24 protein-coding genes are annotated in these 26480 nt (G+C 69.5%); 11 read left to right on the top strand and 13 right to left on the bottom strand.

The genetic code is table 11. The features are described 5' to 3' along the window. From AC1HIL_RS22095 to AC1HIL_RS22075, 5 genes are all read right to left on the bottom strand, one after another. Positions 1–2226: an Ig-like domain-containing domain gene (locus tag AC1HIL_RS22095; protein WP_479670019.1), complete on the bottom strand. Its 2226-nt coding sequence runs from the start codon at positions 2224–2226 to the stop codon at positions 1–3. 96 nt (positions 2227–2322) lie between these two features. Further along, positions 2323–3102, bottom strand: a complete 780-nt coding sequence (locus AC1HIL_RS22090; protein ID WP_479670018.1) for a PA3715 family protein — start codon at positions 3100–3102, stop codon at positions 2323–2325. 16 nt (positions 3103–3118) lie between these two features. Further along, positions 3119–3982 (bottom strand): glutamate racemase, encoded by an 864-nt coding sequence (gene murI / locus AC1HIL_RS22085; RefSeq protein WP_479670017.1) that lies wholly within the window; start codon positions 3980–3982, stop codon positions 3119–3121. After that, positions 3979–5532 carry a fumarate hydratase gene (locus AC1HIL_RS22080; RefSeq protein WP_209545105.1) on the bottom strand — a complete coding sequence of 518 codons (1554 nt, stop codon included), beginning with the start codon at positions 5530–5532 and terminating at the stop codon, positions 3979–3981. Before AC1HIL_RS22080 ends, murI begins: the two co-directional genes overlap by 4 nt. A 74-nt stretch (positions 5533–5606) precedes the next feature. Further along, entirely contained in the window at positions 5607–6287 is a 681-nt protein-coding gene (locus AC1HIL_RS22075) for a TetR/AcrR family transcriptional regulator (RefSeq protein ID WP_057597723.1), read from the bottom strand. A 104-nt stretch (positions 6288–6391) separates the two neighbouring features. Between AC1HIL_RS22075 and AC1HIL_RS22070 the strand changes: the two genes are divergently transcribed. Genes AC1HIL_RS22070 through kce form a run of 4 tightly spaced genes read left to right on the top strand, consistent with a single transcriptional unit; the run spans position 6392 to position 9577 of the window. Beyond that, the gene (locus tag AC1HIL_RS22070) at positions 6392–7369 is read left to right on the top strand and encodes a Bug family tripartite tricarboxylate transporter substrate binding protein (RefSeq protein ID WP_479670016.1); all 978 of its coding nucleotides are present in this window, start codon (positions 6392–6394) and stop codon (positions 7367–7369) included. Positions 7370–7383: 14 nt separating this feature from the next. After that, positions 7384–8151 carry a cyclase family protein gene (locus AC1HIL_RS22065; RefSeq protein WP_479670015.1) on the top strand — a complete coding sequence of 256 codons (768 nt, stop codon included), beginning with the start codon at positions 7384–7386 and terminating at the stop codon, positions 8149–8151. Then, positions 8148–8645, top strand: a complete 498-nt coding sequence (locus tag AC1HIL_RS22060) for a lipocalin-like domain-containing protein (protein WP_479670014.1) — start codon at positions 8148–8150, stop codon at positions 8643–8645. Before AC1HIL_RS22065 ends, AC1HIL_RS22060 begins: the two co-directional genes overlap by 4 nt. Then, positions 8642–9577 (top strand): 3,5-dioxohexanoate:acetyl-CoA acetone transferase, encoded by a 936-nt coding sequence (kce, locus tag AC1HIL_RS22055; protein ID WP_479670013.1) that lies wholly within the window; start codon positions 8642–8644, stop codon positions 9575–9577. The genes AC1HIL_RS22060 and kce overlap by 4 nt, the downstream gene beginning before the upstream one ends. A gap of 21 nt (positions 9578–9598) precedes the next feature. Here the strand turns inward: kce and proX are convergent, their stop codons facing one another. From proX to proV, 3 genes are read right to left on the bottom strand one after another with little or no spacing between them, the layout of a single operon-like run. Beyond that, positions 9599–10624 carry a glycine betaine/L-proline ABC transporter substrate-binding protein ProX gene (gene proX / locus AC1HIL_RS22050; RefSeq protein ID WP_479670012.1) on the bottom strand — a complete coding sequence of 342 codons (1026 nt, stop codon included), beginning with the start codon at positions 10622–10624 and terminating at the stop codon, positions 9599–9601. Between the two features lie 22 nt (positions 10625–10646). Next, the gene (gene proW / locus AC1HIL_RS22045) at positions 10647–11828 is read right to left on the bottom strand and encodes a glycine betaine/L-proline ABC transporter permease ProW (RefSeq protein WP_479670011.1); all 1182 of its coding nucleotides are present in this window, start codon (positions 11826–11828) and stop codon (positions 10647–10649) included. Positions 11829–11853: 25 nt separating this feature from the next. Further along, positions 11854–13116, bottom strand: coding sequence for a glycine betaine/L-proline ABC transporter ATP-binding protein ProV (gene proV, locus AC1HIL_RS22040; RefSeq protein WP_057599067.1), 1263 nt, complete (start codon positions 13114–13116; stop codon positions 11854–11856). Positions 13117–13633: 517 nt separating this feature from the next. Here proV and fumC point away from each other — a divergent pair. After that, complete coding sequence (fumC, locus tag AC1HIL_RS22035; protein ID WP_422096787.1) at positions 13634–15031, top strand: class II fumarate hydratase; 1398 nt, start codon at positions 13634–13636, stop codon at positions 15029–15031. A gap of 130 nt (positions 15032–15161) precedes the next feature. Here fumC and AC1HIL_RS22030 read toward each other — a convergent pair whose 3' ends face one another. Beyond that, positions 15162–15779, bottom strand: coding sequence for an NAD(P)-dependent oxidoreductase (locus AC1HIL_RS22030; RefSeq protein WP_261218081.1), 618 nt, complete (start codon positions 15777–15779; stop codon positions 15162–15164). Positions 15780–15892: 113 nt separating this feature from the next. Between AC1HIL_RS22030 and AC1HIL_RS22025 the strand changes: the two genes are divergently transcribed. Beyond that, positions 15893–16810, top strand: coding sequence for a LysR family transcriptional regulator (locus AC1HIL_RS22025; RefSeq protein ID WP_057594539.1), 918 nt, complete (start codon positions 15893–15895; stop codon positions 16808–16810). A gap of 3 nt (positions 16811–16813) precedes the next feature. Here the strand turns inward: AC1HIL_RS22025 and AC1HIL_RS22020 are convergent, their stop codons facing one another. Further along, positions 16814–17440: a YqhA family protein gene (locus AC1HIL_RS22020; protein ID WP_057594540.1), complete on the bottom strand. Its 627-nt coding sequence runs from the start codon at positions 17438–17440 to the stop codon at positions 16814–16816. A 173-nt stretch (positions 17441–17613) separates the two neighbouring features. On the opposite strand from AC1HIL_RS22020, the gene acs reads away from it, so the two are divergent. Together acs and AC1HIL_RS22010 are read left to right on the top strand one after the other, a co-directional pair. Further along, positions 17614–19611 carry an acetate--CoA ligase gene (gene acs / locus AC1HIL_RS22015; RefSeq protein ID WP_479670010.1) on the top strand — a complete coding sequence of 666 codons (1998 nt, stop codon included), beginning with the start codon at positions 17614–17616 and terminating at the stop codon, positions 19609–19611. A gap of 150 nt (positions 19612–19761) precedes the next feature. Continuing rightward, complete coding sequence (locus tag AC1HIL_RS22010) at positions 19762–20265, top strand: hypothetical protein (RefSeq protein WP_057594542.1); 504 nt, start codon at positions 19762–19764, stop codon at positions 20263–20265. Positions 20266–20274: 9 nt separating this feature from the next. On the opposite strand, the gene AC1HIL_RS22005 is transcribed toward AC1HIL_RS22010, so the two are convergent. Further along, a complete protein-coding gene (locus AC1HIL_RS22005; RefSeq protein ID WP_057594543.1) occupies positions 20275–20580 on the bottom strand; it encodes a c-type cytochrome in 306 nt (101 codons plus the stop codon). Between the two features lie 126 nt (positions 20581–20706). Here AC1HIL_RS22005 and AC1HIL_RS22000 point away from each other — a divergent pair, with 126 nt between their 5' ends. Together AC1HIL_RS22000 and AC1HIL_RS21995 are read left to right on the top strand one after the other, a co-directional pair. Beyond that, a complete protein-coding gene (locus tag AC1HIL_RS22000; protein WP_057594544.1) occupies positions 20707–20961 on the top strand; it encodes a TIGR04438 family Trp-rich protein in 255 nt (84 codons plus the stop codon). 91 nt (positions 20962–21052) lie between these two features. Continuing rightward, positions 21053–22744, top strand: a complete 1692-nt coding sequence (locus AC1HIL_RS21995; protein WP_479670009.1) for an SMI1/KNR4 family protein — start codon at positions 21053–21055, stop codon at positions 22742–22744. Between the two features lie 10 nt (positions 22745–22754). Here AC1HIL_RS21995 and ilvD read toward each other — a convergent pair whose 3' ends face one another. Beyond that, complete coding sequence (gene ilvD / locus AC1HIL_RS21990; protein ID WP_057594546.1) at positions 22755–24449, bottom strand: dihydroxy-acid dehydratase; 1695 nt, start codon at positions 24447–24449, stop codon at positions 22755–22757. A 110-nt stretch (positions 24450–24559) separates the two neighbouring features. Here ilvD and AC1HIL_RS21985 point away from each other — a divergent pair, with 110 nt between their 5' ends. Further along, positions 24560–25516 (top strand): LysR family transcriptional regulator, encoded by a 957-nt coding sequence (locus tag AC1HIL_RS21985; protein WP_479670008.1) that lies wholly within the window; start codon positions 24560–24562, stop codon positions 25514–25516. On the opposite strand, the gene AC1HIL_RS21980 is transcribed toward AC1HIL_RS21985, so the two are convergent. Then, positions 25464–26435 carry a LysR family transcriptional regulator gene (locus tag AC1HIL_RS21980; protein WP_057594548.1) on the bottom strand — a complete coding sequence of 324 codons (972 nt, stop codon included), beginning with the start codon at positions 26433–26435 and terminating at the stop codon, positions 25464–25466. The two genes, AC1HIL_RS21985 and AC1HIL_RS21980, sit on opposite strands and share 53 nt — an antisense overlap. Between the last annotated feature and the right edge of the window lie 45 nt (positions 26436–26480).

Genomic DNA, 26480 nt, shown 5'->3' with positions numbered 1-26480 from the left:
TCAGGAGCCGCCGAACAGGCTGCCGTTGGTGATCGGCCAGGCCGCCTTGACCTGCGTCTTCCAGTTGGCCGTGTTCTTCACGCTGGCCGCGAAGCTCGCGATGTCGGCCGGCGTCGGCGAGGCCGGCAGCATCGGGCCGTTGTAGAGCACGTCGAACCTGTCGGGGAAGTTGATCGCGGCACCCGCGGCGCTCAGCGTCGCGGGGATGCTGCCGGCGCCCGTGGCCGGTCCCACCGTGATGCTCGCCAGGTAGTTGCCCACGCCGCTGATCGCACCGGCCGCGCCGTCGCCCAGGCCCGCGATGGTGCCGCCGACGAAGGCGTAGACCGTCTCGTTGGTGGCGCTGAGGCCGCCGCCCGCGCCCTGCGTGGTGCCGATGTTGGCGAGCGGGTTGGTGCCCTTGCTCACGTCCGGCTGGATCGTCACGATGGTGCCCACCGCGAGGTCGCGGTCGGCGGTCCAGACGTAGGCGCTCTCGTTGGTGACCCCGTCGAACTCCTTGTCGGCGGTGCGGTCGCGGTCGGTGAAGATGATGCGCGTGCCGCTGTCCATCGGCTTGAGCAGCACGAAGGCGAAGGCATCGGGGCTGTCGGCGTTCAGGCCCAGGAACAGGATGTCGCCGGGGCCGTACGAAGGCGGCGCGCTGGTGGTGAAAGCGATGGTGCTCGCGTCGGACACGCCCGCGAAGGCGTTGCCCTTGGCATCGAGGACCGCATTGGCGTCGACCGTCACGTAGTAGCCGGTGGACGCGGCGAGCGGCTGGCTCGGCGTGAAGGTCAGCACGTTGAAGGCGCGCTGCACGCGCGCGGCCGGGCTCGTGGCCGAGAAGGTCTCGACCACGCTGCCGTCGGCCTTGTGCAGCACGATGTTGCCGGCGCCGAGGCGCACGCCTTCGTTGAAGTTCAGCGTGATCTTCGAGTTCACGCCCACGCTGCCGTCGTTGCCCTTGGGCGATGCGCTCTTGAGCACCGGCGCCGCGGTGTCGACCCAGGGCTGGCCCAGGCGCACGACGAAGCCTTCAAACTTCTGGTCGGCTGGCGAGAGGTCCTTCGAGGGCTTGCTCTGGTTCTTCCAGATGCTGTCGCCGTTGTCGAGCAGCAACTGGACCTGGGTGCCGGCCTGGACCGGTCCTGGAACCTCGACGACCGACTCGAAGCTTCCGGCCGAAGCCGTCTGCGCGGGGTCGAGGTTGGTCGAACTCTTGCGCAGCACGTCGAGGTCGTTCGAGAGCTCGACCGGCGCGTCGGCCGCATTGCCGCTCCACGCGAACAGCGCGAAGTTGCGGTCTACGTCGGCGCTGGCTGGGCCCGCGGGGCCGGCGGTGATCAGGTAGCGGCCATCGGTGCCCTTGTCGATCGAGCGGATGCCGCGGCCGCCGAGGTCGATCTCGATCGGCGCACCGAAGCTGGCCTGCCTGGCGGTCTTGTTCACCAGCGCGGCGTAGTTCTGCACCGGAACGATCAGTGCCTTGGTGCGCGTGGCGGTGTCGGTCTGCGGGGCGCGGAAGCCCAGCCACAGCGCGGTGTCGCCCGGCGAGGAGGCCATGCCCTCGATCGAGAAGCCGTTGACCTGCTCGGGGATCACGCCCTTGGCGGCCGAGACGGCGAAGCCGAAGTGGTTGGCGCCCAGGCCGTGGCCGTTGGCCGTGTCCCAGGCCACGAGCTGGCTCTCGAGCTGCGCGAACTCGCCGACGTAGTCGAAGGTGGTGGCGGCACCGGTGCCGCTGACCTTGACCGCGAGCAGGTGCGAGCGCGCGGGCGCGTCCGAGCCGTCCTTCTTGTTGCTGTTGGAGCCGGTGAGATACAGCGTGTCGCCGATGCGCACGCCGGCCTCGAGGTCGAGCTCGTCGGTCAGCTTGGGACCGTTGTCCTGGTAGCTCCATTCCTTGACCGCGGCGCCGCCGGCACGCGGGTACACGCGCAGCACGTTGGCTTCGTCATCGGCCACGATCATGAAGCCGTCGGGCAGCGCGAAGGCGGTGGAGGCGTCGGAGGAGCCGACCTTGGTGCCGGCATTGGGCGTGAAGGTCGCGCTCGAGACGAGCTGGCCCTGCGGCGCCGGCGGGGGCGCGGGCGGTGCCGTGTTCGTGGGCGGCGGCGGGAAGCCGACGAAACCGCCGTCGCTACCGCCGCCACCGCAGGCGGCCAGCATCAGCGAGAGGGCGCTGGCGAGCAGCATGGGCTTGAAGGGAATGCGGGTCGAACGAAGCGGAGTGGGCGTTGTCATGGTGCGCGGTGGTTGTTTTGAACAAACCGCGCATGCTGGTACTTTGGAATGACATTTCCGTGAAACACCGGGGTGCTCGACGGTAAAGACGCGATGTCAGAACGAAGACTGCCGCAGCGACTTCGGTACCTTGTAGCGCTCGCCGTCGTAGCGCAGCGTCACCGCGCTGAAACGCGCGGGCAGCGCCTTCTCGACGCAGCCCTGGTCCTCCGACGGCTGCGCGCGGCTTTGCACCACGGTGCGCGACAGCATCAGGTCGGCATAGCCGTTGCTCGCGGCCTTGGCCACCGACAGCATGGTGCGCAGCTTCTCGAAATGCCCGGCGCAGGCCGAGGCATCCCATTCGCCGCTCTCGCGGTCGAGCTCGATCTCCTGCAGCACCTGGCGCAGCTTCGCCCCCTGCTGCACGTACAGGCGCAGCGTCTCGCTCGCGGCGCTGGCCGTGCCGATGTCGCGGTAGCGCACGCGCAGGCCGAAGGCGCGGGTGTCGCTCGCGAGCACGTAGCGCGAAGTGTCGATGCGCACGTCCTGGATCAGGTTGCGGCGGTCCTCGTCGAGCGCCTCGGCCTGGAAGATCCGGCCGATGACGGTGTCGCGCTCGGTGTTGCCGTTGTCGGGCCGCTGGATCAGCAGCACCTCGAGGTCGTAGACCTTGGCGCCGTTGTCGCTGGTCTCGCGCGGCATCGGCAGCACGACGATGCTGCGTCCCGGATAGGCCGGCCAGGGCTTGCAGGCGGCCAGCCGCTCGTCGAGCGGGCGCTGCGGATGCAGCTTGGCGTGCATGCGCTCGGCCAGGCCGCTCTCGCAGGCCGCATGGCCCGCGCCGGCCGCGAGCAGGCCGGCGAGCAGGAGGGCGAGATGGCGCAGCGGGCGCATGGGATGGGGCGGCCGTTCAGGCCGTGCTCGCCTGCGGCCGATCGGGCAGCAGGTCGGAAGGGCGCAGGCCCAGCCAGCGCGATGCGGCGGTCTCGAGCACCGCTGCGTCGCCGCTGCTGCGCAGCGTCACCCAGGCGTCGTCCAGGGGCCTCGCGTGCTCTTGCAGCAGGCCCGCGGCGGCGAGCAGCCGCCGCGTCTGCAGCGCCACCGGCACGCCCGAATCGAGGAAGCGGACGGCCGAGGGCGCATGCCGCCGCAGCCGGTCCTGCAGCAGCGGATAGTGGGTGCAGCCGAGCACCACGGTGTCGGTCTCGCCGGCGTCGCCGCCGAAGGGGCCGGCCAGCGTCATGTAGTGGGCGCAGAGCTGGTCGATGGCGAGCTCGTCGAGCCGCTCGATCGCCGCCACCAGCCCGTCGCAGGGCACCGAGCGGATGCGCTCGGGATGGGGGAAGGTATGGCGCAGCGCCGCGTACTTGGCGCTCGCCAGCGTGCCGCGCGTGGCCAGCACCGAGACGTGGCCGGTGGCGCTGCCCGCCACCGCGGGCTTGATCGCGGGCTCCAGGCCGACGATCGGCAGCTCGGGGTTCTCGGCACGCATCACGTGGATCGCGGCCGTGGTGGCGGTGTTGCAGGCCACCACCAGCGCCTTGATGCCGTGCTCGCGCACCAGGGTATCGACCACGCGCCGCGAATGCTCGGTCACGTAGGCGTCGCCGCGCTCGCCGTAGGGGGCATGCGCGGTGTCGGCGAAGTAGACGAAGCGCTCGCGCGGCAGCTCGGCGCGCAGCGCGCCCAGCACGCTCAGCCCGCCCACGCCGCTGTCGAACACGCCGACGGGCGAAGCGGAAGCGGGCGGCTGCGGACGCGCGGCGAGGCTCAAGCGGGTTCCAGCGTGATGGTCTTGAATTCGCCGCTGGCGATGCGCTTCTGCCACTCGGCCGGGCCGGTGATGTGCGCGCTGGTGCCGCCGGCGTCGACCGCCACCGTCACCGGCATGTCGACCACGTCGAATTCGTAGATGGCTTCCATGCCCAGGTCCTCGAAGCCCACCACCTTGGCGGTCTTGATCGCCTTGCTCACGAGGTAGGCGGCGCCGCCCACGGCCATCAGGTAGGCGCTCTTGTGCTTCTTGATCGCCTCGATCGCGACCGGGCCGCGCTCGGCCTTGCCGATCATCGCGATCAGGCCGGTCTGGGCCAGCATCATCTCGGTGAAGCCGTCCATGCGCGTGGCGGTGGTCGGGCCGGCCGGGCCCACGGCCTCGCCCTTCACCGGATCGACCGGGCCCACGTAGTAGATGACGCGGTTGGTGAAGTCCACCGGCAGTTTCTCGCCCTTGGCCAGCATGTCCTGGATGCGCTTGTGCGCGGCGTCGCGGCCGGTGAGCATCTTGCCGTTGAGCAGCAGCGTGTCGCCGGGCTTCCAGCTCGCGACTTCGGCCGGCGTGAGCTTGTCGAGGTCGACACGCTTGCTCTTCTTCTCGTCGGGTGCCCAGTCGATCTTGGGCCACAGGTCGAGCGAGGGCGCCTCGAGGTAGACCGGACCGCTGCCGTCCATCACGAAGTGCGCATGGCGCGTGGCGGCGCAGTTCGGGATCATCGCCACCGGCTTGCTGGCCGCGTGGGTCGGGTACATCTTGATCTTGACGTCGAGCACGGTCGCGAGGCCGCCCAGGCCCTGCGCGCCGATGCCCAGGGCGTTGACCTTCTCGAACAGCTCGAGGCGCAGGGCCTCGACCTTGGTCAATTCCTCCTTGCGCGCAGCCTTGGCCTGCAACTCGTGCATGTCGAGGTCGTCCATCAGGCTTTCCTTGGCCAGCAGCGCGGCCTTCTCGGCCGTGCCGCCGATGCCGATGCCCAGCATGCCCGGCGGGCACCAGCCGGCGCCCATGGTCGGCACGGTCTTCAGCACCCAGTCGACCACGCTGTCGCCGGGGTTCAGCATCACCAGCTTGCTCTTGTTCTCGCTGCCGCCGCCCTTGGCGGCCACCGTCACCTCGACTTTGTCGCCGGGCACGATCTCGGTGAAGATCACCGCGGGCGTGTTGTCCTTGGTGTTCTTGCGGTCGAACTGCGGATCGGCCACGACCGAGGCGCGCAGCGTGTTGTCGGGGTGGTTGTAGCCGCGGCGCACGCCTTCGTTGATGGCGTCGTCGAGGCTGCCGGTGAAGCCGCCCCAGCGCACGTCCATGCCCACCTTGAGGAACACGTTGACGATGCCGGTGTCCTGGCAGATCGGGCGCTGGCCGGTCGCGCTCATCTTGCTGTTGGTGAGGATCTGCGCCATCGCGTCCTTGGCGGCGGGACTCTGCTCGCGCTCGTAGGCCTTGGCCAGGTGGGCGATGTAGTCGGCGGGGTGGTAGTAGCTGATGTACTGCAGCGCGGCGCTGATCGATTCGATCAGGTCGGCCTGCTGGATCGTGGTCGTCATGGTGGGGGGGCTTTTTTTAGGGTGTGGAAACGCCCCCCGATTATCTCAGCGCCGGGTTTCGCCGGCTGGAGCGTTCAGGCGGGCCCCGCCGCGCGCATGCCCGCCGCCAGGAACGGGATCATCTCGCGCAGCGCCTTGTCGAATTCGCGGCCGTTGCTCGCACCGTCGGAGATCACTTCGAGCCGGCCGGTGTCGGCCAGCACGTACTGGTAGGTGCCCAGCACGAAGATGAAGCGCCAGGCGACCTGCTCCTGCGAGAGCCCGGGCAGGCTGCGCGCGAAGGCGCGCACGAAGCGACGCGAGGAGTCGTCGTAGAGCGAGCTGCGCAGCTTGCTGCCGAAGCGCGTGCCGTCGAGCTGCAGATGGGCCTGCATGCGCAGGAAGTTGCGGCCCCGCGCGCCGCTGAGCGCGAGGGTCACGGCCGGCGTCAGGAAGATCTCGATCAGGCGCTCGAGCCCGATGGGGCGGCCTTCCTGCAGCGCCTCTTCGGCATCGAGCAGCCGCATGCGTTCGTCCACCAGCGGCTGGCCGCCGCGCATGTAGGTCTCGAGGAAGAGGGCGTCCTTCGACTTGAAGAAGTAATGAATCATCCCCTGGTTGACCTTGGCCAGGTCGGCCACCGCGCGCAGCGAGCAGCCTTCGAATCCGTGCTCCGCGAACAGCCGCTCGGCCGCGCGCAGGATGGCTTCGCGGCCATCGGTCTTGCGAGGTGCGCGAGGCGTCTTGGCGGGCGGTGCTGTGGTGGGTGCGGGCATCGAGGCCGATGGTAACGGTACTTGCAGGGGGAACGATTCCGCGTTTACGATTAGTCAATCGACTAACTAAATGAAAGGGCGGATCGACCGCCGACGGAGACGCGATGACCCTGTCCACTTTCTTGCGCGGCACTGCCGCCGCCTTTTCCCTGGCCGTGCTCGCCGCCGCGCCGGCCTGGTCCCAGTACCCCGAGCGCAGCGTTCGCCTGGTCGTGCCTTACCCCGCGGGCGGCGGCACCGACAACATCGCCCGCCTGCTCGCGGACAAGCTCTCGCAGCGCCTGGGCCAGCCCTTCGTGGTCGACAACCGGGGCGGCGCCAACGGCAACATCGGCGCCGACGCGGTGGCCAAGGCGCGGCCCGACGGCTACACGCTGCTGCTCGCGGGCCTGGGCCCGCTGGCCGTGAACCCGGGGCTGTACGCACGCATGCCCTACGACCCGGCACGCGCGTTCGCGCCCATCGTGCAGGTCTCGTCGGCGCCGCTGGTGCTGGTGGCGGGCCCGGGCACTCCCGTGGGCGACCTGCGCCAGCTGATGGCCTTCGCGCGCCAGCATCCGGGCCAACTGACCCTGGCCAACGCCGGCGAGGGCTCGCCGCACCATATCTGCGCCGGGCTGTTCGCCCGTGAGGCCGGCGCCAGCGTGACCCATGTGCCGTACAAGGGCGCCGCCCCCGCCATCACCGACCTGCTGGGCGGCAGCGTGCAGGCGCTGTGCGACAACGTGGGCACCATCCGGCCCTTCATCGAGTCGCGCAAGGTGCGGCCGCTGGCCGTCTCCACCCGCGCCCGCACCAGCCTGCTGCCCGAGGTGCCTACCTTCGCGGAGGCCGGCCTGCCGGGCATCGACTTCTCCCTGTGGTTCATGCTGGTGGCGCCGGCCGGCACGCCCGCCGACGTGGTGGCGCGCCTCAATCGCGAGGCGAACGCGGTCCTCGCGCAGCCCGAGGTGGCCGCGAAGTTCCGCGAGTTCGCCAACGAGCCCGTGGGCGGCACGGTGCAGGCGGCCGCCGCGCACCTCAAGACGGAAACGCAGCGCTGGCCCGGACTGGTGAAGTCCATCGGCCTGGCGCAGCAGTGAGGGCGGGGGCATCCATGCAGTTGATCGACCTGTCCGTCGCCATCGAGAACGACCTGCCGGTGGACCGCCCGGGCAACGGGCCGCGCATCCGCTACCAGCACCACCGCGAGACCTTCTCGGCCCTGGCCGGGCCCTTCGCCGGCCTGCGGCCCGAGGACCTGCCCGATGGCGAGGCCTGGGCAGTGGAGCGAATCGACCTGTCCACCCACAACGGCACTCACATGGACGCGCCGTGGCACTACGCCTCGACCATGGACGGCGGCCGGCCCGCGGCCACCATCGACGAGGTGCCGCTGGACTGGTGCCATCGCCCCGGCGTGAAGCTGGACCTGCGCCACCTGCCGCACGGGCATGTCGCCACGGTCGATGACCTGGGCACGGAGCTGAAGCGCATCGGCCACGTGCTGCAGCCGCTGGACATCGTGCTGGTGAACACGGCCGCCGCCGCGCGCTACGGCCAACCCGACTACCTCGACAGCGGCTGCGGCCTGGGCCGCGAGGCCACGCTCTGGCTGACGCAGCAGGGCGTGCGCGTGGTGGGTACCGACGCCTGGTCCTGGGACGCCCCTTTCTCGCACACCGCCCGGCGCTACGCCGCCACCGGAGACGCCTCCCTGATCTGGGAGGGGCACAAGGCCGGCCGCACCACGGGCTACTACCAGATGGAAAAACTGACCAACCTCGACCTCCTGCCCGCCAGCGGCTTCCACGTCATCTGCTTCCCCGTGAAGATCCACAAGGCCTCGGCCGGCTGGGTGCGGGCCGTGGCGGTGCTGCCATGAGCGCAGTAGCGGACGACACCTTGCTCGGGACCTGGTATCTGCGCGAGGCCTATGCCGTGGACCCCCGTGGCGAACGCCTTTTCGACGTCTACGGCGCCCGGCCCTCGGGCGTCATCCACTACGGTTCCGACGGCCGCATGACGGCGCTCATCACGCACGACGGCCGCGCGTGCCTTTCGGGCTCGGACCGGCAGGACGCCACCGACGCCGAGAGCGCAGCGGCGTACCGCTCGTCGATCGGCTATGCCGGGCGCTACGTCCGCGAGGGCGACTGGATCGTGCATCACGTCGACATCTCGAGCTACCCGAACTGGGTCGGGACCCGCCTGCGCCGCGAGGTGCGGCTGGCCGGCGACACGGTCGAGCTGCGCACCGCGCCGCAGCCGCAGGCGGGCGTGGAGACCGTCCTGAAACTGGTCTGGCAACGTGCCCCCATCGGGCTGGATGCCATGCCCGAACCCCTTCGCACACCCACCCCATCGGCCACGCCATGACCAAGCTTTCTAGAAAAGTCATCATCACCTGCGCCGTAACCGGCGCCATCCACACGCCCACCATGTCGGACGCGCTGCCCTACCGACCCGAGGACATTGCCCGCCAGGCCATCGAGGCGGCCGAGGCCGGCGCCGCGGTGCTGCACCTGCATGCGCGGCATCCGGAGACGGGCGCGGTCTCCATCGAGCCGGAACGCTTCCAGGCCTTCCTGCCCGCCATCCGTGCCGCCACCGGCGCTGTGGTCAACCTGTCGACCGGCGGCAGCCTCAACCACACGGTGGCCGAACGCATCGCGCCGGCGCTGCGCTTCTCGCCGGAGATGTGCTCGCTCAACATGGGGAGCATGAACTTCTCCATGCATCCGCTCGCGCAGCGCTACAAGCAATGGAAGTTCGACTGGGAGGAGCCCTACCTGCGCGAGTCCGACGGCTACATATTCCGCAACACCTTCCGCGACATCGGCATGGCGGCCCGTGCGCTGGAAACGCACGGCATCAAGTTCGAGCACGAGTGCTACGACGTGGGCCAGCTCTACAACCTGAAGTTCTGCATGGACAGCGGCCTGTTCGAGGCCCCGGTCTTCATCCAGTTCGTGCTCGGCATCCTCGGCGGCATCGGCGCGGACCTCGAGAACCTGGTCTTCATGAAGCGCACCGCCGACAAGCTCTTTGGCACCGGCTACCAATGGTCGGTGCTGGGCGCGGGCGCGAGCCAGATGCAGCTGGCCGTGGCGGCCGCGACGCTGGGCGGCCATGTGCGGGTGGGCCTGGAGGATTCGCTGCAGATCGCGCGCGGCGAGCTGGCGACTTCGAACGCGCAGCAGGTGGCGAAGGTGCGCCGCCTGCTGGAGGAACTGGGCCACGAGATCGCCACGCCCGAGGAGGCGCGCGCCATGCTGGCACTCAAGGGCGCCGACCGGGTCGCCTTCTGATCCCGGCCGCGCGGCCGATGGCTACTGGGCCGCGGCCCGCGCCTGCGCGATCCAGCCGTCGAACAGCGATTGGTGCGCGCGGATCCAGCCGTCGGCATGCCGCTCCACGTCCTGCTGGCTGTTGGCGCCTTCGCTCATGCGCAGGTTCTGCGCATTGATGTCGCCGATCGGCACGTTCATGACCTCGAACAGCTTCGCCGCGGCCGGGTTTTTCTCGGCGAACTCGCGGTTGGCGACGATGCGCTCCTGGTTGGCGAGGAAGCCGTAGTTCTTGCCGTTGGGCTGGCGCGTGTCCACGTTCTCGCCACTCTGAGACGCCGAGAACGGCACCTGCAGCCACACCACGTCGGCGCCGGGTCGCAGCACGGCGCTGACCCAGTAGGGCGTCCAGGTGTAGTAGAGGATCGGCTTGTCCTGCTTGAAGCGCGCGATGGTGTCGGCCATCAGCGCGGCATAGCTGCCCTGGCGGTGCGTCACGGTGTCGCGCAGGCCGTAGGCGCCCAGGTGGTTCTCGATCGCGAGCTCGCAGCCCCAGCCGGGGTTGCAGCCCGTGAGGTCGGCCTTGCCGTCGCCGTCGGTGTCGAACAGCTTCGCGATCGCCGGCTCCTTGAGCTGCGCGATGTTGGTGATGTGGTACTGCTCGGCGGTCTTGCGGTCGATCAGGTAGCCCTGCACCGCACCGTCGGCGTACACGCCCTGGCGCCACAGCTTCGCGTCGCCGCCGCTGTTCTTGTAGAAGTCGGCGTGCAGCAGGCTCCAGTGGTTGGTCATGAAGGTGGCGTCGCCGTTGGCGATCGCCAGGTGCTCGGTCGCGGGCTCCAGGTCCTTCATCGGCTCGACCGTGTAGCCGAGCTTCTCGAGCGCGCGCATCACGAGCAGGGTCTGGAAGGCTTCCTCGGCCAGCGAGCTCTTGAGCGGCTTGACGACGATGCCCTGGCCGGGCAGGTCGGTGGCGGCGTGCGCCGGCAGGGTGAAGGTCGCCGCGGCCGCGAAGGCCAGGGCCAGCAGCCCGAGGCCGCGCGCGATGGGATTCATGGATGTCTTCATGCGTCGTGTTCCTCCTGAAGCTTCAGCGGGTCTGGGTCGAAAGGGCCGGCACGGCTTCTTCCGCGCCGCGCGATGCGCCCGGCGCCACCGCGCGCTGCAGCATGCACAGCGCCAGGCCCACGGGTCCGCCATGCCACCAGCGCTGGCCGCCGCGGCGCGGCCGGCCCATGGCCTGCGTCAGCCGGTCGAGCGAGATCGCGAGCAGCACGATGCCCAGGCCGCCGACGGTGGCCAGGCCCATGTCGAGCCGGCCGATGCCGCGCAGCACCATCTGTCCCAGGCCGCCCACGGCGATCATCGAAGCGATGACGACCATCGACAGCGACAGCATCAGCGCCTGGTTGATGCCGGCCATGATCGAGGGCATGGCCAGCGGCAGCTTCACCTTCACCAGCATCTGCCAGGGCGAAGCGCCGTAGGCGCGCGCGGCCTCGATCAGGTCGGGTCGCACCTGGCGCAGGCCCAGGTTGGTCAGGCGCACCAGCGGCGCCAGCGCGAACACGATGGTCACGATCACGCCCGGCACGTTGCCGATGCCGAACAGCATCACCACCGGCACCAGATAGACGAAGGCCGGCGTGGTCTGCATCGCGTCGAGCACCGGGCGCATGACGCGCTGGGCGCGGTCGCTGCTGGCCAGCAGCACGCCCAGCGGCAGGCCGATCACCATGCAGAAGACCAGCGAGGTCAGCACCAGCGACAGCGTGACCATGGCCTCGGGCCAGATGCCCAGCATCGCGACCAGCAGCAGCGCGACGGTGCTGCCGATGGCCAGCGCGCGGCCCGCGAACTGCCAGGCCAGCAGACCGATCAGCGCGATCATCGCGAGCGTCGGCAACCCGGTCAGCAGGCTCTGCACCGAGTTCAGGGTGCTGTCGATCGGCAGCCGCACGGTCTGGAAGAAGGGGCGGAAATGCTCGACCACCCAGCCCAGGCCCTGGTTGATCCAGGACTCGACCGGCAGCGAGCCGTCCCAGAGGCGGTGCAGCTGGAAGCCGGCGGCGTCGGCCTGGCCGGCGAGCTGGTGCGCGGCGTCGGGCGGCACGGGTGCGTCGAGCCAGGCGCTGGTGGCCGCGGGATCGGGCGCGGCCGACAGGGCCTCCCAGGGATCGAGCGCGACGGGCGCCGGCGCGGGCTGCTGCGCCAGCGCGGCGGCGGCATCGTTGGCGGTGGCGAGTTCGGAGGGCAGGGTGGTGTCGTTCATCTCGGCGGTTCCTTCGAAATCGGGTTCAGGCCAGGACATGGGCCGGGGCGGCGCTCGCGGCGGGGGCGGGCGGCAGCGCGGGATCGATCGGCGGCGTGTCGCGATCGAGGAACTTCAGCAGCGTGGTCTTGCTGATCGCGCCGCAGAAGCGGCCGTCGGCCGCCACCACCGGCACCGCGCAGGGCGCCTGGCCCACCTGGCCGATCAGCCCGGCCACGGGCGCGTCGGCCTCGATCGTGCCGAGGTCGGCGAGGAAGGCATGGCGCAGGCCCAGCGGTCCCGAATGGCCGTCGAGCGCCGCGCGCAGCGTGTCGGCCGAGACCGTGCCGAGGTAGCGCCGGTCGGGGCTGGTCACGTAGGCGAAATCGCGGTCCTGGTCCTCGAGCAGCTTGAGCGCCGCGCGGGCGCCGCGCTCGGGGTGCTCGCAGACCACGGTGAGGGGCTTGCGCGCGATGTCGGCGGCCTTGAACACGGCCGCCGCGTCCACGCCGCGCACGAAGCTGCGTACGTAGTCGTTGGCCGGGCAGCGCAGGATCTCGTCGGGCGTGCCGACCTGGATCACCTGGCCGTCCTTCATGATCGCGATGCGGTCGCCGATGCGCATCGCCTCGTCGAGGTCGTGCGAGATGAAGACGATGGTGCGGCGCTGCTGTTGCTGCAGGCGCAGCAGCTCGGATTGCATCTCGGTGCGGATGATCGGGTCGAGCGCCGAGAAGGCCTCGTCCATCAGCAGGATCGAGGGATCGGAGGCCAGCGCGCGCGCCAGGCCCACGCGCTGCTGCATGCCGCCCGAGAGCTCGTCGGGATAGCTGTCGCCCCAGCCCGCCAGCCCCACCTGCGCGAGCGCGAGGTCGGCCTGCGCCAGGCGCTCCTTCTTGCCGGTGCCCGACAGCTCGAGCCCGAAGGCCGTGTTCTCGCGCACCGTCATGTGCGGCATCAGCGCGAAGGACTGGAACACCATGCTGATGTCCTTGCGGCGGAGCGCGCGCAGCCTGGCGTCGGAGTGTTCGTTGATGTCGGCGCCGTCGATCACGATGCGGCCCGCGGTCGGCTCGATCAGCCGGTTCAGCAGCCGCACCAGCGTCGACTTGCCCGAGCCCGACAGGCCCATGATCACGAAGATCTCGCCGGCCTGGATCTCGAAGGTGGCATCGAACACGCCGATCGACTGGCCGGTCTTCGCGAGGATCTCCTTCTTCGACAGACCTTGGCGCACCAGCGCCAGCGCGTCGTCGGGCGCGTCGCCGAAGACCTTGAAGACGTGGTCGATGAGAATTCCTTTGGCCATATGCCGGGCTCCTTGTGCGAAGGTTGGACGGGCGCCGTTCCGCCTGGAGGCGGGACGGCAGCGGCCACGCCATCAGCCGATGGCTGCCGGAAGGCACTGAGGACGACGTGGCGACGAAACCAGTGCCCGCCGGATGCTTCGCTCGCAGGGCGACGGGCCTGGTCGAGGGGCGCCGCCTGGAGAAGCCTGACGTGGCAGTGGGGCCGGAACTATCCGGCCGGTGTGCCGGGCAGGGCCCGGCGGGAGAACCTGCACCGCGACGGGATTCGAAGATCCGCGAGTAGTGCCGGTGGGAGCTGCAGCGTCATCCGGTAATGGGTTTTGTAAATGACTTGCAGGTCCGCGAAAGACGATGATTATAACTTTTTGACATGAAGCGTGTCAATCCGCCGCCTGCGAACGGCTGTAGTCTGGAACGCAATGGCCGCGTCAGATGAGAGCCATTCTTATCCGGCGATACTCGGGGCCGCGTCCGGCGAGCGGGCGCACCCATTTCCAAGACTGCGGAGCTTTTCTCATGACGACTTCCCCCAAGACCCGTGCCGAGCGCGACACCTTCGGACCGATCGACGTGCCGGCCGACAAGCTGTGGGGCGCGCAGACGCAGCGCTCGCTGCAGAACTTCGACATCTCGGGCGAGCAGCAGCCGCGCGAGATCATCAAGGCCCTGGCCCAGGTCAAGCGCGCATCGGCCGTGGTCAACCACGCGCTGGGCCTGCAGGACGAGAAGAAGACCAACGCCATCGTCGCCGCGGCCGACGAGGTCATCGCCGGCAAGCACCCGGGCGAGTTCCCGCTGGTGGTCTGGCAGACCGGCTCGGGCACGCAGACCAACATGAACGTCAACGAGGTGCTGGCCAACCGTGCGAGCGAACTGCTGGGCGGCGAGCGCGGCGAGGGCCGCCTGGTGCATCCCAACGACGACGTGAACCGCAGCCAGTCGAGCAACGACGTGTTCCCGACGGCGATGCACGTGGCGGCCGTCGAGGCCATCACGCACAAGCTGCTGCCGGCCATCGCCAAGCTGCGCGGCACGCTGGAGCAGAAGTCGAAGGACTTCGCCGACATCGTGAAGATCGGCCGCACCCACCTGCAGGACGCCACGCCGCTCACCCTGGGCCAGGAGTTCTCGGGCTACGTGGCGCAACTCGCGCATGGCGAGGCGCATGTGCGCGCCGCGCTGCCGCACCTGAGCGAACTGGCGCTGGGCGGCACGGCCGTGGGCACCGGCCTCAACGCGCCCAAGGGCTATGCCGAGCAGGTGGCGGCCGAGCTCGCGAAGCTCACCGGCCTGCCGTTCGTGACCGCGCCGAACAAGTTCGAGGCGATGGCCAGCGTCGACGCGCTGGTGCACGCCCACGGCGCGCTGAAGACGCTCGCCGCCAGCATGAACAAGATCGCCAACGACGTGCGCTGGCTCGCGAGCGGCCCGCGCAGCGGCATCGGCGAACTGAGCATTCCCGAGAACGAGCCGGGCTCGTCGATCATGCCGGGCAAGGTCAACCCGACCCAGAGCGAGGCCGTCACGATGCTGGCCGCGCAGGTGTTCGGCAACGACGTCGCCATCAACATCGGCGGCGCCTCGGGCAACTTCGAGCTCAACGTGTTCCGCCCGATGGTGGCCCACAACTTCCTGCAGAGCGTGCGCCTGCTGGCCGACGGCATGGTGAGCTTCAACGACCACTGCGCCGTGGGCATCGAGCCGAACCGCGAGCGCATCACCGAGCTGGTGCAGCGCTCGCTGATGCTGGTGACCGCGCTCAACACGCACATCGGCTACGACAAGTCGGCCTACATCGCGAAGAAGGCGCACAAGGAAGGCACCAGCCTGCGCGAGGCCGCGATCGCCTCGGGCCACCTCACGGCCGAGCAGTTCGACCAGTGGGTGGTGCCCGAGAACATGACGGGCCGCTGAAAAGGCGGGCAGCCGAACGCAGAAGTCGCGAAGGTCGCGCAGAAGTCGCAGAAGAAATCCAGAAATTTCTTTTCTGCGATTTCTGCGTAGCTTTTGTCTTCCTTCTGCGTTCGGCGGTCCGATCCCGTGCTCAGTACCCGATCGTGTAGCGCTGGCGCGAGTGCGCCGGCTTCTCGAGCTCGTCGATGAAGGCGATCGCGTAGTCCTCGAACGTGATCCAGCTGCGGCCCTCGGCGCTGACCAGCAGGTCGTCCTGGCCGAGGCGGAACTTGCCGGTGCGTTCGCCTTCGACGAATTCGGCCGAGGGCGAGAGGAAGGTCCAGTCGAGTTCCTTCTCGGCGCGCAGCGCCTCGAGGAACACGCCGCCGGCCGAGGCCTCGGCCTTGTAGGCCTCGGGGAAGTTCGGCGTCTCGATGACCTTGAGGCCCGGTGCCGCGAACAGGCTGCCGGCGCCGCCGACCACCAGCAGGCGCTTCACGCCCGCGCGCTTCGCGGGTTCGATGATGGCCGCGGGCGGCACGGTCGCGAAGTGGGCGGCGCTGAACACGGCGTCGTGGCCGGCCAGGGCCTTCTCGAGCGCGGTGCCGTCGAGCACGTCGAGGTCGACGGCCTTGACGTTGGCGCGATCGGAAAGCTTCGCGCTGGCATGGCGTGCGATGGCCGTGACCGTGTGGCCGCGGCGCAGCGCTTCTTCGAGGAGGCGGCCGCCGGCGCGACCGGTGGCGCCGATGATGGCGATGTGGCTCATGGAGGACTCCTTGGAACGAGCGATGGAAAGAGGGCGATGAGGCTCATCTTAGGTTTCTCATTTCGAAAGAAATACCTCGAAATTCGCGCTTCTTTATTCCTAAAATCGTTCGAATGGACCGTCTCAACGCAATGCGGGTGTTCGTGACCGTGGTCGACGCGGGCAGCCTTTCGGCCGCCGCCGACCTGCTCGACATGTCGCGCCCCGTGGTCACGCGCTACGTGGCCGAGCTCGAGCAATGGACCGGCGCGCGCCTCCTGCACCGCACCACCCGGCGCCTGAGCCTCACGGCCGCGGGCGAGGAACTGCTGCCGCGCTGCCGCCAGTTGCTGGAGCTCGCGGGCGACATGCAGGCCGCGGTGCGCCATCCGGCCGAGGCGCCGCGCGGGCAGTTGCGCATCACCACCGGCACCTCGTTCGCGCAGGCGCAACTGGCCGATGCGATCGCCGACTACGTGCGGCTCTATCCGGGCGTGATGGTCGACCTGGTGCTGCTCGACCGCACCGTGAACCTGGTCGACGAGCGCATCGACCTCGCGATCCGCACCGCGGCCGAGATCGATCCCAACCTGATCGCGCGCCGGCTCACGGACTGCCGCTCGGTGGTCTGCGCCTCGCCGGCCTACCTGGCCGAGCACGGCACGCCGCAGCGCGTGGACGAACTCGCGCAGCGCAACTGCCTCACGCATTCCTACTTCGGTCACAGCCTCTGGAGCTTCACGCGCAAGAGCGACGGCGCGCCGGTGTCGGTGGCCGTGGACGGCAACGTGTCGGCCAACGACGCGGCCAGCCTGATGGGCCTGGCGCGCGCGGGCGCGGGCATCGCGATGCTGCCGACCTACCTGACGGCGCAGCTCGTGCACGGCGGGGAGCTGGTGCCGCTGTTCCCCGATTTCGAGCCGCAGGTGGTGGGCATGTACGCGGTCTACACCTCGCGCAAGCACATGCCGGCCACCCTGCGCACCATGCTCGATTTCCTGGCGCGGCGCTTCACCGAGGTGCCGGCCTGGGACCTGCCGCTGGCGGCCTGAGTTTCAGTGGTCGGCGGGAGGATGCGCCATCAGCCGGTCGGTGTAGGCGATGGCCATGGCCGAGAACAGGAAGGCGATGTGGATCACCGTCTGCGCGATCAGCACCTTGTCGGTGTAGTTGTCGGCGTTGATGAAGGTCTTGAGCAGGTGGATCGAGCTGATGCCGATGATGGCGGTGGCCAGCTTGACCTTGAGCACCGAGGCGTTCACGTGGCTCAGCCACTCGGGCTGGTCGCGGTGGCCCTCGAGGTCCATGCGGCTCACGAAGGTCTCGTAGCCGCCCACGATCACCATGATCAGCAGGTTCGAGATCATCACCACGTCGATGAGCGCCAGCACCACCAGCATGATCACCGTCTCGTTGAGCGCGGCCACCGGCGCGGTGGTCTTGTAGCCGATGCTGTTGACCAGCGCCTGCAGCGCGGTCTGGCTGCCGAAGGCGGCCTCGACCAGGTGCAGCAGCTCGACCAGGAAATGCACCACGTAGACCGCCTGCGCCACGATCAGCCCCAGGTACAGCGGCAGCTGGAGCCAGCGGCTCGCGAAGATCAGCCGTGGCAGCGGGCGCAACGGCGAGGTGCGGGCGTGAACAGGCATGTTCCGGGGATCGAAAGGGTCGGGGGAGGACATCGAGGGGGCGTGTGTGACGGGGAGCGAGATTCTAGGGGTGTCCCGGTGACGCACTCGTGATAACCCCGGGCTCTAACATCGGGGGTCTGTCAGCAGCACGCCAGTTTGGCGTCAGTGGCCCGTAAGTGGTCGCGCCGACATTACGGCCGCAATTCATCCAGGAGACACGAGACATGAGCAGCGCATCGAAGAACATTGAATCCGTCCTGGTCGAGAACCGCGTGTTCCCGCCCGATGCCCGCGCCACGCAAGGCGCCCGCATTTCCGGCATGGCCGCCTACGAGGCGCTGTGCAAGGAAGCGGAGGAAGACTTCGAGGGCTTCTGGAGCCGCCAGGCCACGAGCCACCTGCAGTGGGCCAAGCCCTTCAGCAGGATCCTCGACGAATCGAACGCGCCGTTCTACCAATGGTTCGGCGACGGCGAACTCAACGCCAGCGCCAACTGCCTCGACCGCCACATCGGCACGCCCGTCGAGAACAAGACCGCCATCGTCTTCGAGGCCGACGACGGCACCGTCACCCAGGTCACCTACAAGGAACTGCTCGCGCGCGTGAGCCAGTTCGCCAATGCGCTCAAGGCCTCCGGCATCCAGAAGGGCGACCGCGTCATCGTCTACATGCCGATGACGGTCGAGGGCGTGATCGCGATGCAGGCCTGCGCGCGCATCGGCGCCACCCACAGCGTGGTGTTCGGCGGCTTCTCGGCCAAGGCGCTGCAGGAACGCATCATCGATGCCGGCGCGGTCGCGGTCATCACCGCCAACTTCCAGCTGCGTGGCGGCAAGGAGCTGCCGCTCAAGGCCATCGTCGACGACGGCATCGCGCTCGGCGGCTGCGAGTCGATCAAGACCGTGTTCGTCTACGAACGCACACCCTCGGCCTGGAACCGCGTCGAAGGCCGCGACAAGACCTTCGCCGAGGCGCTGGCCGGCCAGAGCAGCGAGTGCGCGCCCGAGCCGGTGAATGCCGAGCACCCGCTCTTCATCCTCTACACCTCGGGTTCCACCGGCAAGCCCAAGGGCGTGCAGCACGCCACCGGCGGCTACCTGCTGTGGGCCAAGATGACGATGGACTGGACCTTCGACATCCGCCCCGAGGACGTGTTCTGGTGCACCGCCGACATCGGCTGGATCACGGGCCACACCTACGTCGCCTACGGCCCGCTCGCGGCCGGCGCCACGCAGGTGGTGTTCGAGGGCATCCCCACCTTCCCGCATGCGGGACGCTTCTGGCAGATGATCGAGAAGCACAAGGTCAGCGTGTTCTACACCGCGCCCACCGCGATCCGCTCGCTGATCAAGGCGGCCGAGGGCGACGAGAAGGTGCATCCGAAGAACTGGGATCTCACGAGCCTGCGCATCCTCGGCTCGGTCGGCGAGCCGATCAATCCCGAGGCGTGGATGTGGTACCACCGAAATATCGGCGGCGAGCGCTGCCCGATCGTCGACACCTTCTGGCAGACCGAGACCGGCGGCCACGTGATCACGCCGCTGCCGGGCGCCACGCCGCTGGTGCCGGGCTCGTGCACCTTGCCGCTGCCGGGCATCATGGCCGCGATCGTGGACGAGACCGGCAAGGACCTGCCCAACGGCGCGGGCGGCATGCTGGTGATCAAGCGGCCCTGGCCCTCGATGATCCGCACCATCTGGAACGACCCCGAGCGCTTCAAGAAGAGCTATTTCCCCGAAGAGATGGGCGGCACGATCTACCTGGCGGGCGACGGCGCGGTGCGCAGTGCGGACCGCGGCTACTTCCGCATCACGGGCCGCATCGACGACGTGCTCAATGTCTCGGGCCACCGGCTGGGCACGATGGAGATCGAGTCGGCGCTGGTGTCCAAGACCGACCTCGTGGCCGAGGCCGCGGTGGTGGGGCGTCCCGACGACGTGACGGGCGAGGCGGTGTGCGCCTTCGTGGTGCTCAAGCGCGCGCGCCCGACCGGCGAGGAGGCGAAACAGATCGCCACCGAGTTGCGCAACTGGGTGGCCAAGGAGATCGGTCCGATCGCCAAGCCCAAGGACATCCGCTTCGGCGACAACCTGCCCAAGACGCGCAGCGGCAAGATCATGCGGCGGCTGCTGCGCAGCATCGCCAAGGGCGAGGCGATCACGCAGGACACCTCGACGCTGGAGAACCCGGCGATCCTGGAGCAGTTGTCGCAGACGAACTGATCAACACGGCATTCCTGCTGTAGGACAGGGGCGTCTGTGCCGGGCCGAGGGCCGGGCAGGCCCCTTCGCTGAGGTAAAACCGCTGGCACCACCGCGCGCCTCGAAGCGCGCGGGTTCCCAACGTGTTCGATCTTTCCGAAGGAGGCCCCCATGGGCGTGAGATCCGCTTTCCTGTTCGTCATCGTGCTGCTGATCGCGGCGCTGGCCGCGCTCAACTGGGGCACGCTGTCCACGCCCACCGACGTGTGGCTGGGCTTCATGACCGTCTCGGCGCCGCTGGGCCTGATCATGCTGGGGCTCACCGTGGTGCTGGCGGCCTTCTTCCTGGTCTACGTGCTGTACCTGCACAGCGCGGTGCTGCTCGACACCAAGCGCCACACCAAGGAGATGCAGGTGCAGCGCGACCTCGCCGACAAGGCCGAGGCCTCGCGCTTCACCGAGCTGCGCAACTTCCTGCAGGCGCAGGAGAACCAGCACATGGCGCAGAACGCAGAGCGCCAGACGGCGCTGCTGGCGCGCATCGACCAGCTCGAGTCCGCGGTGCGGCTGCGTTCGGACCAGTCCGACAACACGCTGGCCGCGCACATCGGCCAGCTCGAGGACCGCATCGAGCGCCGGCCCTCGCTGCCCGCGGACATCGAGCCGCGGATCTGAGGGGCCGCCTTATTTCGTCGACAGGATCCAGGCCGCGAGCTTCTTCGCGTCGGCTTCGCTGACCTGGTTGTTGGCCGGCATGGGCACCGGGCCCCACACGCCCGAACCGCCCTTGATGATCTTGCCGGCCAGCATGTCGGCCGCGCCCGCGTTGTCCTTGTACTTGGCCGCCACGTCCTTGAACGAGGGGCCGAGCACCTTGCGCTCGACCGCATGGCAGCTCATGCAGTTCTTCGAGGTGGCCAGCGCCAGGTCGGCGAAGGCGGGGGCTGCCAGGCCGAGGGCCAGGGTCGCGAACAGCAGGGCTCTTTTCATGGGGATCGGATTCTCTGTTTGTGTAAGGGCTGAGTTACATTCGATGGCTCAACGCGATGATGATTGTAGGGAGCGCCGGCCACCGGCGCGCGACCGCATCGCGCGATACGACCCGGAGGATTCGCGATGTGGTTTCTGGTGCTGGGCATCCTGGGCGTGGCCCTCAAATACTTCGAAGTCGGCCCGGTCGGCACCTGGAGCTGGTGGATCGTGCTGATTCCTTTCGCGCTCGCCGTGGCCTGGTGGGCCTGGGCCGATGCCTCGGGCTACACCAAGCGCAAGGTGGTCGAGCGCGAGGACGCGCGCCGTCAGGCGCGCATCGACCGGCAGAAGGCCAACATGGGCCTGAAGACCGGCACCGGATCGCGCCCACGCCGCTGAGTCCTGTGCGCTGACGGGCCCGCCGTGGTCCGCATGTGAAACTCTTCCGACGCGCCGCATGCATCGCGGCGCTTCACCGGGGAGGATCGAAATGACCACACGCATGCCGTCGAGCGGGCTCGCGCCCGTGCTGCGGATCGCCATGGGCTTGCTGATCGTGCTGGCCATGGGCGCGGCCGGCTGGCTGCATCGCTCGCCATGGATCGTGCTGCTCGCGACGCCGCTGTTCACCGTGCTCTATGCGCTCGGCAAGTGGAATGCCTGGACGCTGGCCTGGCGGCTCGGCGGTGCGAAGCGGATCGTGCTGTCGGCGCTGGTGACGCTGCCGATCCAGGCGGTGCTCGCGGGCGTGTTCTACCTGCTCGGTCTGGGCCTGAGCATGCTGCTGGCGCCCACCGCGCCGATCGCTGTGTTCTCGGGCGCCGATGCGCAGTGGGCCGCGGCGCTGTTCGTGCTGGCAGTCGCCGTGAGCGCGGCGATCATCCGGCTCGAGGCCGCGGCGCCCGAGCCCGTGGCTGCCACGCCATCGCGCGCATCGCCCGCAGCGGAGGCCGAGCCCGAACTCGACATCGATCCGGCGCCGCTCGATCGCGACACCTTCTTCGAGTCCCCCGGCTACTGGCGCACCAATGCCGCGCGCGAAGCGCTCGCGCAGCGCGGCACGCCGGTCGAGAAGCCGCCGTTCGCGGCCAGCGAAGCCATGATCGAAGCCGCCGAGGCGCGGCTGGGCTTTCGACTGCCCGACACGCTGCGCGCGCTCTATGGGCGCATGAACGGCGGCTACGTGGGCTGGCTCTACGTGCCGCTGAAGCGCGACGCGGGGCCGTTCCACGACGACTGGCGCGGTGCCTTCTCCATCGACTATTCGAGCCTCGCGACGCTGGCCGAGCTGCGCACCGTGGCCGAGCACTACGAGGACTTCACGCACGATCCCGAGGACGTGCCGGCCGGCGCCGACAAGCTGGTGGTGCTGCAGGCCCGCTACGGCGACATGACCCTGCTCGACTACACGCGCGGGCCGCAGGCGCGGGTGCTGATCGCGGACTTCGATCGCCAGCCCGGCGTGGAGCCGGTCGACATCGCCTTCGAGAGCTTCGACGATTTCTTCGCGGCGCTGCGGCGCGTGCGTCCGGAGCGCGGCGTGGCGCGAACGGTCGCGCGCGATCTCGGCCCGCCGCTGGGCGAGGCACCGGAGCAATGGCGCGCCTCGATGTTCTGGGGCGAGGCGCAGTCGCATTTCTTCCATCTCAATGCCGTGCAGCGCAAGGACGGCTCCGAGCCGCAACTGGTGGCCGACGATGCGCTGGTCGCGCAGACCGAGGCGCGGCTGGGCCTGCGGCTGCCACGTGCGCTCGTGGCGCTGTGGCGCGTGAAGAACGGCGGCGGCGTCTCGTGCCGCTGGGTCGACATCGCCGACGGCGACGGCCAGCCGTACAGCGAGGTCCTGCGCTACCTGATGCCGATGGAGTACCTCGCGACGCTGGCCGAGCTGTCGGACCGCATCGTGTTCCCGCCCGGCGAAACGCCGTGGAAGCAAGGCTTCGACGAGCCGCGGCGCCTCCTGGTGCTCGAGGCCGACCACGGCAGGGTGGTCATGCTCGACTATCGCGGCAGCGGCGCGGAGGTCCCGGCCGTGCTGGTCGTGGACGACCTGGACCGCGGTCCGCCGCGCGAAGTGCTGCGTTTCGCGCGCTTCGACGACCTGCTGCCGCGCCTGCGCCCGAAGTCCATCGGCTACGAGGACGTGGCGAAACCGTGGCAGCCACCGGCCGCCACGGCCTGAGCGCCGGGCTTCAGAACTTGTCGAGCACCGCGCCCGAGCTCGCGCTCGAGGCGTTGAACGCGAACTTGGCCTGCACGCCGCGCGTGTAGCGCGGGGCCGGGGCCTTCCAGCCTTCGCGGCGCTTGGCGATCTCGGCCTCGGGCACGTTGAGCTCGAGCTTGAGCGCGTGCGCATCGATGGTGATCGAGTCGCCCTCGTGGACGAAGGCGATGGTGCCGCCGGCCGCCGCTTCGGGCGCCACGTGGCCCACCACCATGCCCCAGGTGCCGCCCGAGAAGCGGCCGTCGGTGATCAGGCCCACGCTCTCGCCGAGGCCCGCGCCGATCAGCGCGCCGGTGGGCGCGAGCATCTCGGGCATGCCCGGGCCGCCCTTGGGGCCGAGGTAGCGCAGCACCATCACGTCGCCGGCCACGATCTTGCCGTCGAGGATGGCCTTGAGCGCCGACTGCTCGTCGTCGAACACGCGCGCCGGGCCGGTGATGACCGGGTTCTTGAGGCCCGTGATCTTGGCGACCGCGCCTTCGGGCGACAGGTTGCCCTTGAGGATCGCCAGGTGGCCTTCGTCGTACATCGGCTTGTCGATCGGGCGGATCACGTCCTGGTCGGCGCGCGGCACGTCGGGCACGTCCTTGAGCACTTCTGCGATGGTCTGGCCGCTGATGGTGATGCAGTCGCCATGCAGCAGGCCGGCGTTGAGCAGCACCTTCATGACCTGCGGAATGCCGCCGGCCTGGTGCAGGTCGACCGCGAGGTACTTGCCCGAGGGCTTCAGGTCGCAGATCACCGGCACCTTCTTGCGCATGCGCTCGAAGTCGTCGATGGTCCATTCCACGCCGGCCGCGTGCGCGATCGCGAGGAAGTGCAGCACCGCGTTGGTCGAGCCGCCCGTGGCCATGATCACCGCCACCGCGTTCTCGATCGCCTTCTTGGTCACGATGTCGCGCGGCTTCAGGTCCTTCTTGATCGCCTCGATCAGCACCTTGGCCGATTCCTTGGCCGAGTTGGCCTTCTCGTCGTGCGGGTTCGCCATGGTCGACGAGTAGGGCAGCGAGATGCCGAGGGCCTCGAAGGCGCTCGACATGGTGTTGGCCGTGTACATGCCGCCGCACGAGCCGGTGCCGGGAATGGCGCGCTTCTCGATCTCGAGCAGGTCCTCGTCGCTCATGTTGCCGGCGGCGTTCTGGCCCACGGCCTCGAACACGCTCACGATGTTGAGGTCCTGGCCCTTGTAGCGGCCCGGCAGGATGGTGCCGCCGTAGACGTAGATGGCGGGCACGTTGGCGCGCAGCATGCCCATCAGGCCGCCGGGCATGTTCTTGTCGCAGCCGCCGACCACCAGCACGCCGTCCATCCACTGGCCGCCGACGCAGGTCTCGATGCAGTCCGAGATCACCTCGCGGCTCACCAGCGAGTACTTCATGCCTTCGGTGCCCATGGCCATGCCGTCGGAGATGGTGGGGGTGCCGAACACCTGCGCGTTGCCGCCGGCTTCCTCGATGCCCGCGATGGCCGCGTCGGCCAGCTTCTGCAGGCCCGAGTTGCAGGGCGTGATGGTGCTGTGGCCGTTGGCGACGCCGACCATCGGCTTCTTGAAGTCGCCTTCCTCGTAGCCCATCGCGTAGAACATCGAACGGTTGGGCGCGCGGCTCTTGCCTTCGACGATGTTGGCGCTGCGGCGATTGATCTGGATTGGCTTGGTGTCCATGGTGGGTGTCTCTTCGATCGTGGGGAGGGAAAACCGGGGAGCGCCAAGTATCGGACTTCTGATTGATTGCTTCCAATCCATTTTGAGAGGCTGATTGATATGCTTGGCATATGAATGAAAGCCTGATCGACCTGCGGGCCTGGCGCCAGTTCGTGGCCGTGGCCGAGGAACTGCATTTCGGCCGCGCCGCGCAGCGCCTGCACATGACCCAGCCGCCGGTCACGCAGGCCATCGCCCAGCTCGAGAAGACCCTGGGCGTGGTGCTGTTCGACCGCACGCGGCGCCGCGTGGCGCTCACGCCGGCCGGCGAGGCGCTGCTGCCCGACGTGCGCGAGCTGCTGGCGCGCGCCCAGGCGCTGCCGGCGCGCGCCCGCGCGGCCGCGGCCGGGCAGGTGGGGCGGGTGCGCATCGCCTTCGTCTCGACCGTGGGCTTCGAGCAGTTGCCGGACTGGGTGCGCGAGTTCCGCGTGCTCTGCCCCGAGGTGGCGCTCGAGCTGGTCGAGGCCACGGGCGACGTGCAGCTCGAGGCCTTCGCGCGCGGCGAGATCGATGCCGGCCTGATGCTGCATTCGCCGGGCGCCGCGCCGCCGGGGCTGGCGCGGCTGGCGGTGTCGCAGGAGCCGCTGGTGCTGGCCCTGCCGCAGCGGCACGCGCTCGCGAGCGCCGAGAAGCTGCCGCTGGCCGAGGTGCTGGCCGAGCCGCTGGTGATCTTCCCGCGCCGCATCGTGCCTTCGCTGCACGACGCGGTCTTCGCGCTCTACCACGCGGCCGGGCGCGTGCCTCAGCTGGCGCAGGAGGCGATCCAGATGCAGACCATCGTCAACCTGGTCTCGGGCGGCATCGGCGTGGCCTGGGTGCCCGAGAGCGTCACGCAGTTCCGGCGCGCGGGCGTGGTCTACCGGGGCGCCGGCGAGTTCGCGCCCGCGGGCCGGCGCCGCGCCGCGTCGGCGCTGCCGCGCTGCGAAACCAGCCTGGTGTGGCCGGCGGAGGCCGCCAACCCGGCGCTCGAGCGCTTCATCGCGTTCGTGCGGGAGCGCCAGCCGGCGGCCGCGCGCGGCGCGGCGTAGCGGCGGAAGAGGGCGGCGGCCCGTCGAGCGCGGCGGCCAGCAGCGTCTCGAGCCAGCCCGCGAAGGCCTGCAGGCGCCGCGACAGGTTGCGCCGGTGCGGGTACACGAGGTGCACCGGCAGCGGCTCGGCGCGCGCGTCGGGCATCAGCTCGACCAGCTCGCCGGCCGCGAGCTGCGTGCGCACGTCGTACAGCGGGATCTGGATCAGCCCCAGGCCCGCGAGCGCGCAGGCGATGTAGGTCTCGGCGTTGTTGGCCGTCACCTGGCTGCGCATGCGCAGCGAGGCGGTTTCGCCGTCGCGCTGCCATTCCCAGGGCGCCGCGCGGCCGCTGGTCGGCGAGGCGTAGTTCACCGCCAGGTGCTGCGGCAAGTCGGCCGGCGTGCGCGGCGTGCCGTGCCGCGCCAGGTAGGCCGGGCTCGCGCAGTTGACCAGCGTGAAGTGCCCGAGCGGCCGCGCCACCAGGCTGCTGCTGGCCAGCGGCCCCACGCGCAGCGCGCAGTCCACGCCCTCGTGCACCAGGTCGACCGCGCGGTCGCTCGAGCCGAGTTCGAGCTCGAGCGCCGGGTAGCGCGCGAAGAAATCGGGCAGTGCGGGCGCGATCAAAAGCCGCGCGATGCGGCTGGGCACGTCGACCTTGAGCCGCCCGCCCACGCTGCCGTGCGCGGGCAGGAACTGCTGCTCGAGGTCGTCCATGTCGGCCACCAGCGCGCGGGCGCGCTCGAGCAGCACCTCGCCGTCGGGCGTGAGGCCCACGCGCCGCGTGGTGCGGTGGAGCAGCCGCGAGCCCAGCCGCGCCTCGAGCTGCTGCACCGCGGTCGAGATGGTGGCGCGCGGCAGGCCGAGGCGGTCGGCGGCGCGCGTGAAGCTGCCGGATTCGGCCACGCGCAGGAAGACCTGGAGGAGGTCGATGCGGTCCATGAGAAGGGCGCCGGGCGGGAAGGGATTGTTTGGGGATTTCCGAAC

The sequence above is a fragment of the Variovorax sp. ISS6 genome, from assembly GCF_056523145.1.
The sequence above is the reverse complement of the archived record's forward strand: the minus strand, read 5'-3'. Positions and strand labels throughout refer to the sequence as shown.

Coding starts and splice junctions, on each gene's coding strand:
- AC1HIL_RS22090 (WP_479670018.1), bottom strand. CDS start 3,102: ATGCGCCCGCTGCGCCATCTCGCCCTCCTGCTCGCCGGCCTGCTCGCG.
- acs (WP_479670010.1), top strand. CDS start 17,614: ATGAGCAGCGCATCGAAGAACATTGAATCCGTCCTGGTCGAGAACCGC.
- AC1HIL_RS21995 (WP_479670009.1), top strand. CDS start 21,053: ATGACCACACGCATGCCGTCGAGCGGGCTCGCGCCCGTGCTGCGGATC.
- AC1HIL_RS22070 (WP_479670016.1), top strand. CDS start 6,392: ATGACCCTGTCCACTTTCTTGCGCGGCACTGCCGCCGCCTTTTCCCTG.
- AC1HIL_RS22075 (WP_057597723.1), bottom strand. CDS start 6,287: ATGCCCGCACCCACCACAGCACCGCCCGCCAAGACGCCTCGCGCACCT.
- AC1HIL_RS22095 (WP_479670019.1), bottom strand. CDS start 2,226: ATGACAACGCCCACTCCGCTTCGTTCGACCCGCATTCCCTTCAAGCCC.
- proV (WP_057599067.1), bottom strand. CDS start 13,116: ATGGCCAAAGGAATTCTCATCGACCACGTCTTCAAGGTCTTCGGCGAC.
- AC1HIL_RS22030 (WP_261218081.1), bottom strand. CDS start 15,779: ATGAGCCACATCGCCATCATCGGCGCCACCGGTCGCGCCGGCGGCCGC.
- AC1HIL_RS21985 (WP_479670008.1), top strand. CDS start 24,560: ATGAATGAAAGCCTGATCGACCTGCGGGCCTGGCGCCAGTTCGTGGCC.
- AC1HIL_RS22025 (WP_057594539.1), top strand. CDS start 15,893: ATGGACCGTCTCAACGCAATGCGGGTGTTCGTGACCGTGGTCGACGCG.
- AC1HIL_RS22010 (WP_057594542.1), top strand. CDS start 19,762: ATGGGCGTGAGATCCGCTTTCCTGTTCGTCATCGTGCTGCTGATCGCG.
- kce (WP_479670013.1), top strand. CDS start 8,642: ATGACCAAGCTTTCTAGAAAAGTCATCATCACCTGCGCCGTAACCGGC.
- ilvD (WP_057594546.1), bottom strand. CDS start 24,449: ATGGACACCAAGCCAATCCAGATCAATCGCCGCAGCGCCAACATCGTC.
- fumC (WP_422096787.1), top strand. CDS start 13,634: ATGACGACTTCCCCCAAGACCCGTGCCGAGCGCGACACCTTCGGACCG.
- AC1HIL_RS22080 (WP_209545105.1), bottom strand. CDS start 5,532: ATGACGACCACGATCCAGCAGGCCGACCTGATCGAATCGATCAGCGCC.
- proW (WP_479670011.1), bottom strand. CDS start 11,828: ATGAACGACACCACCCTGCCCTCCGAACTCGCCACCGCCAACGATGCC.
- AC1HIL_RS22020 (WP_057594540.1), bottom strand. CDS start 17,440: ATGTCCTCCCCCGACCCTTTCGATCCCCGGAACATGCCTGTTCACGCC.
- AC1HIL_RS21980 (WP_057594548.1), bottom strand. CDS start 26,435: ATGGACCGCATCGACCTCCTCCAGGTCTTCCTGCGCGTGGCCGAATCC.
- AC1HIL_RS22060 (WP_479670014.1), top strand. CDS start 8,148: ATGAGCGCAGTAGCGGACGACACCTTGCTCGGGACCTGGTATCTGCGC.
- AC1HIL_RS22065 (WP_479670015.1), top strand. CDS start 7,384: ATGCAGTTGATCGACCTGTCCGTCGCCATCGAGAACGACCTGCCGGTG.
- AC1HIL_RS22000 (WP_057594544.1), top strand. CDS start 20,707: ATGTGGTTTCTGGTGCTGGGCATCCTGGGCGTGGCCCTCAAATACTTC.
- proX (WP_479670012.1), bottom strand. CDS start 10,624: ATGAAGACATCCATGAATCCCATCGCGCGCGGCCTCGGGCTGCTGGCC.
- AC1HIL_RS22005 (WP_057594543.1), bottom strand. CDS start 20,580: ATGAAAAGAGCCCTGCTGTTCGCGACCCTGGCCCTCGGCCTGGCAGCC.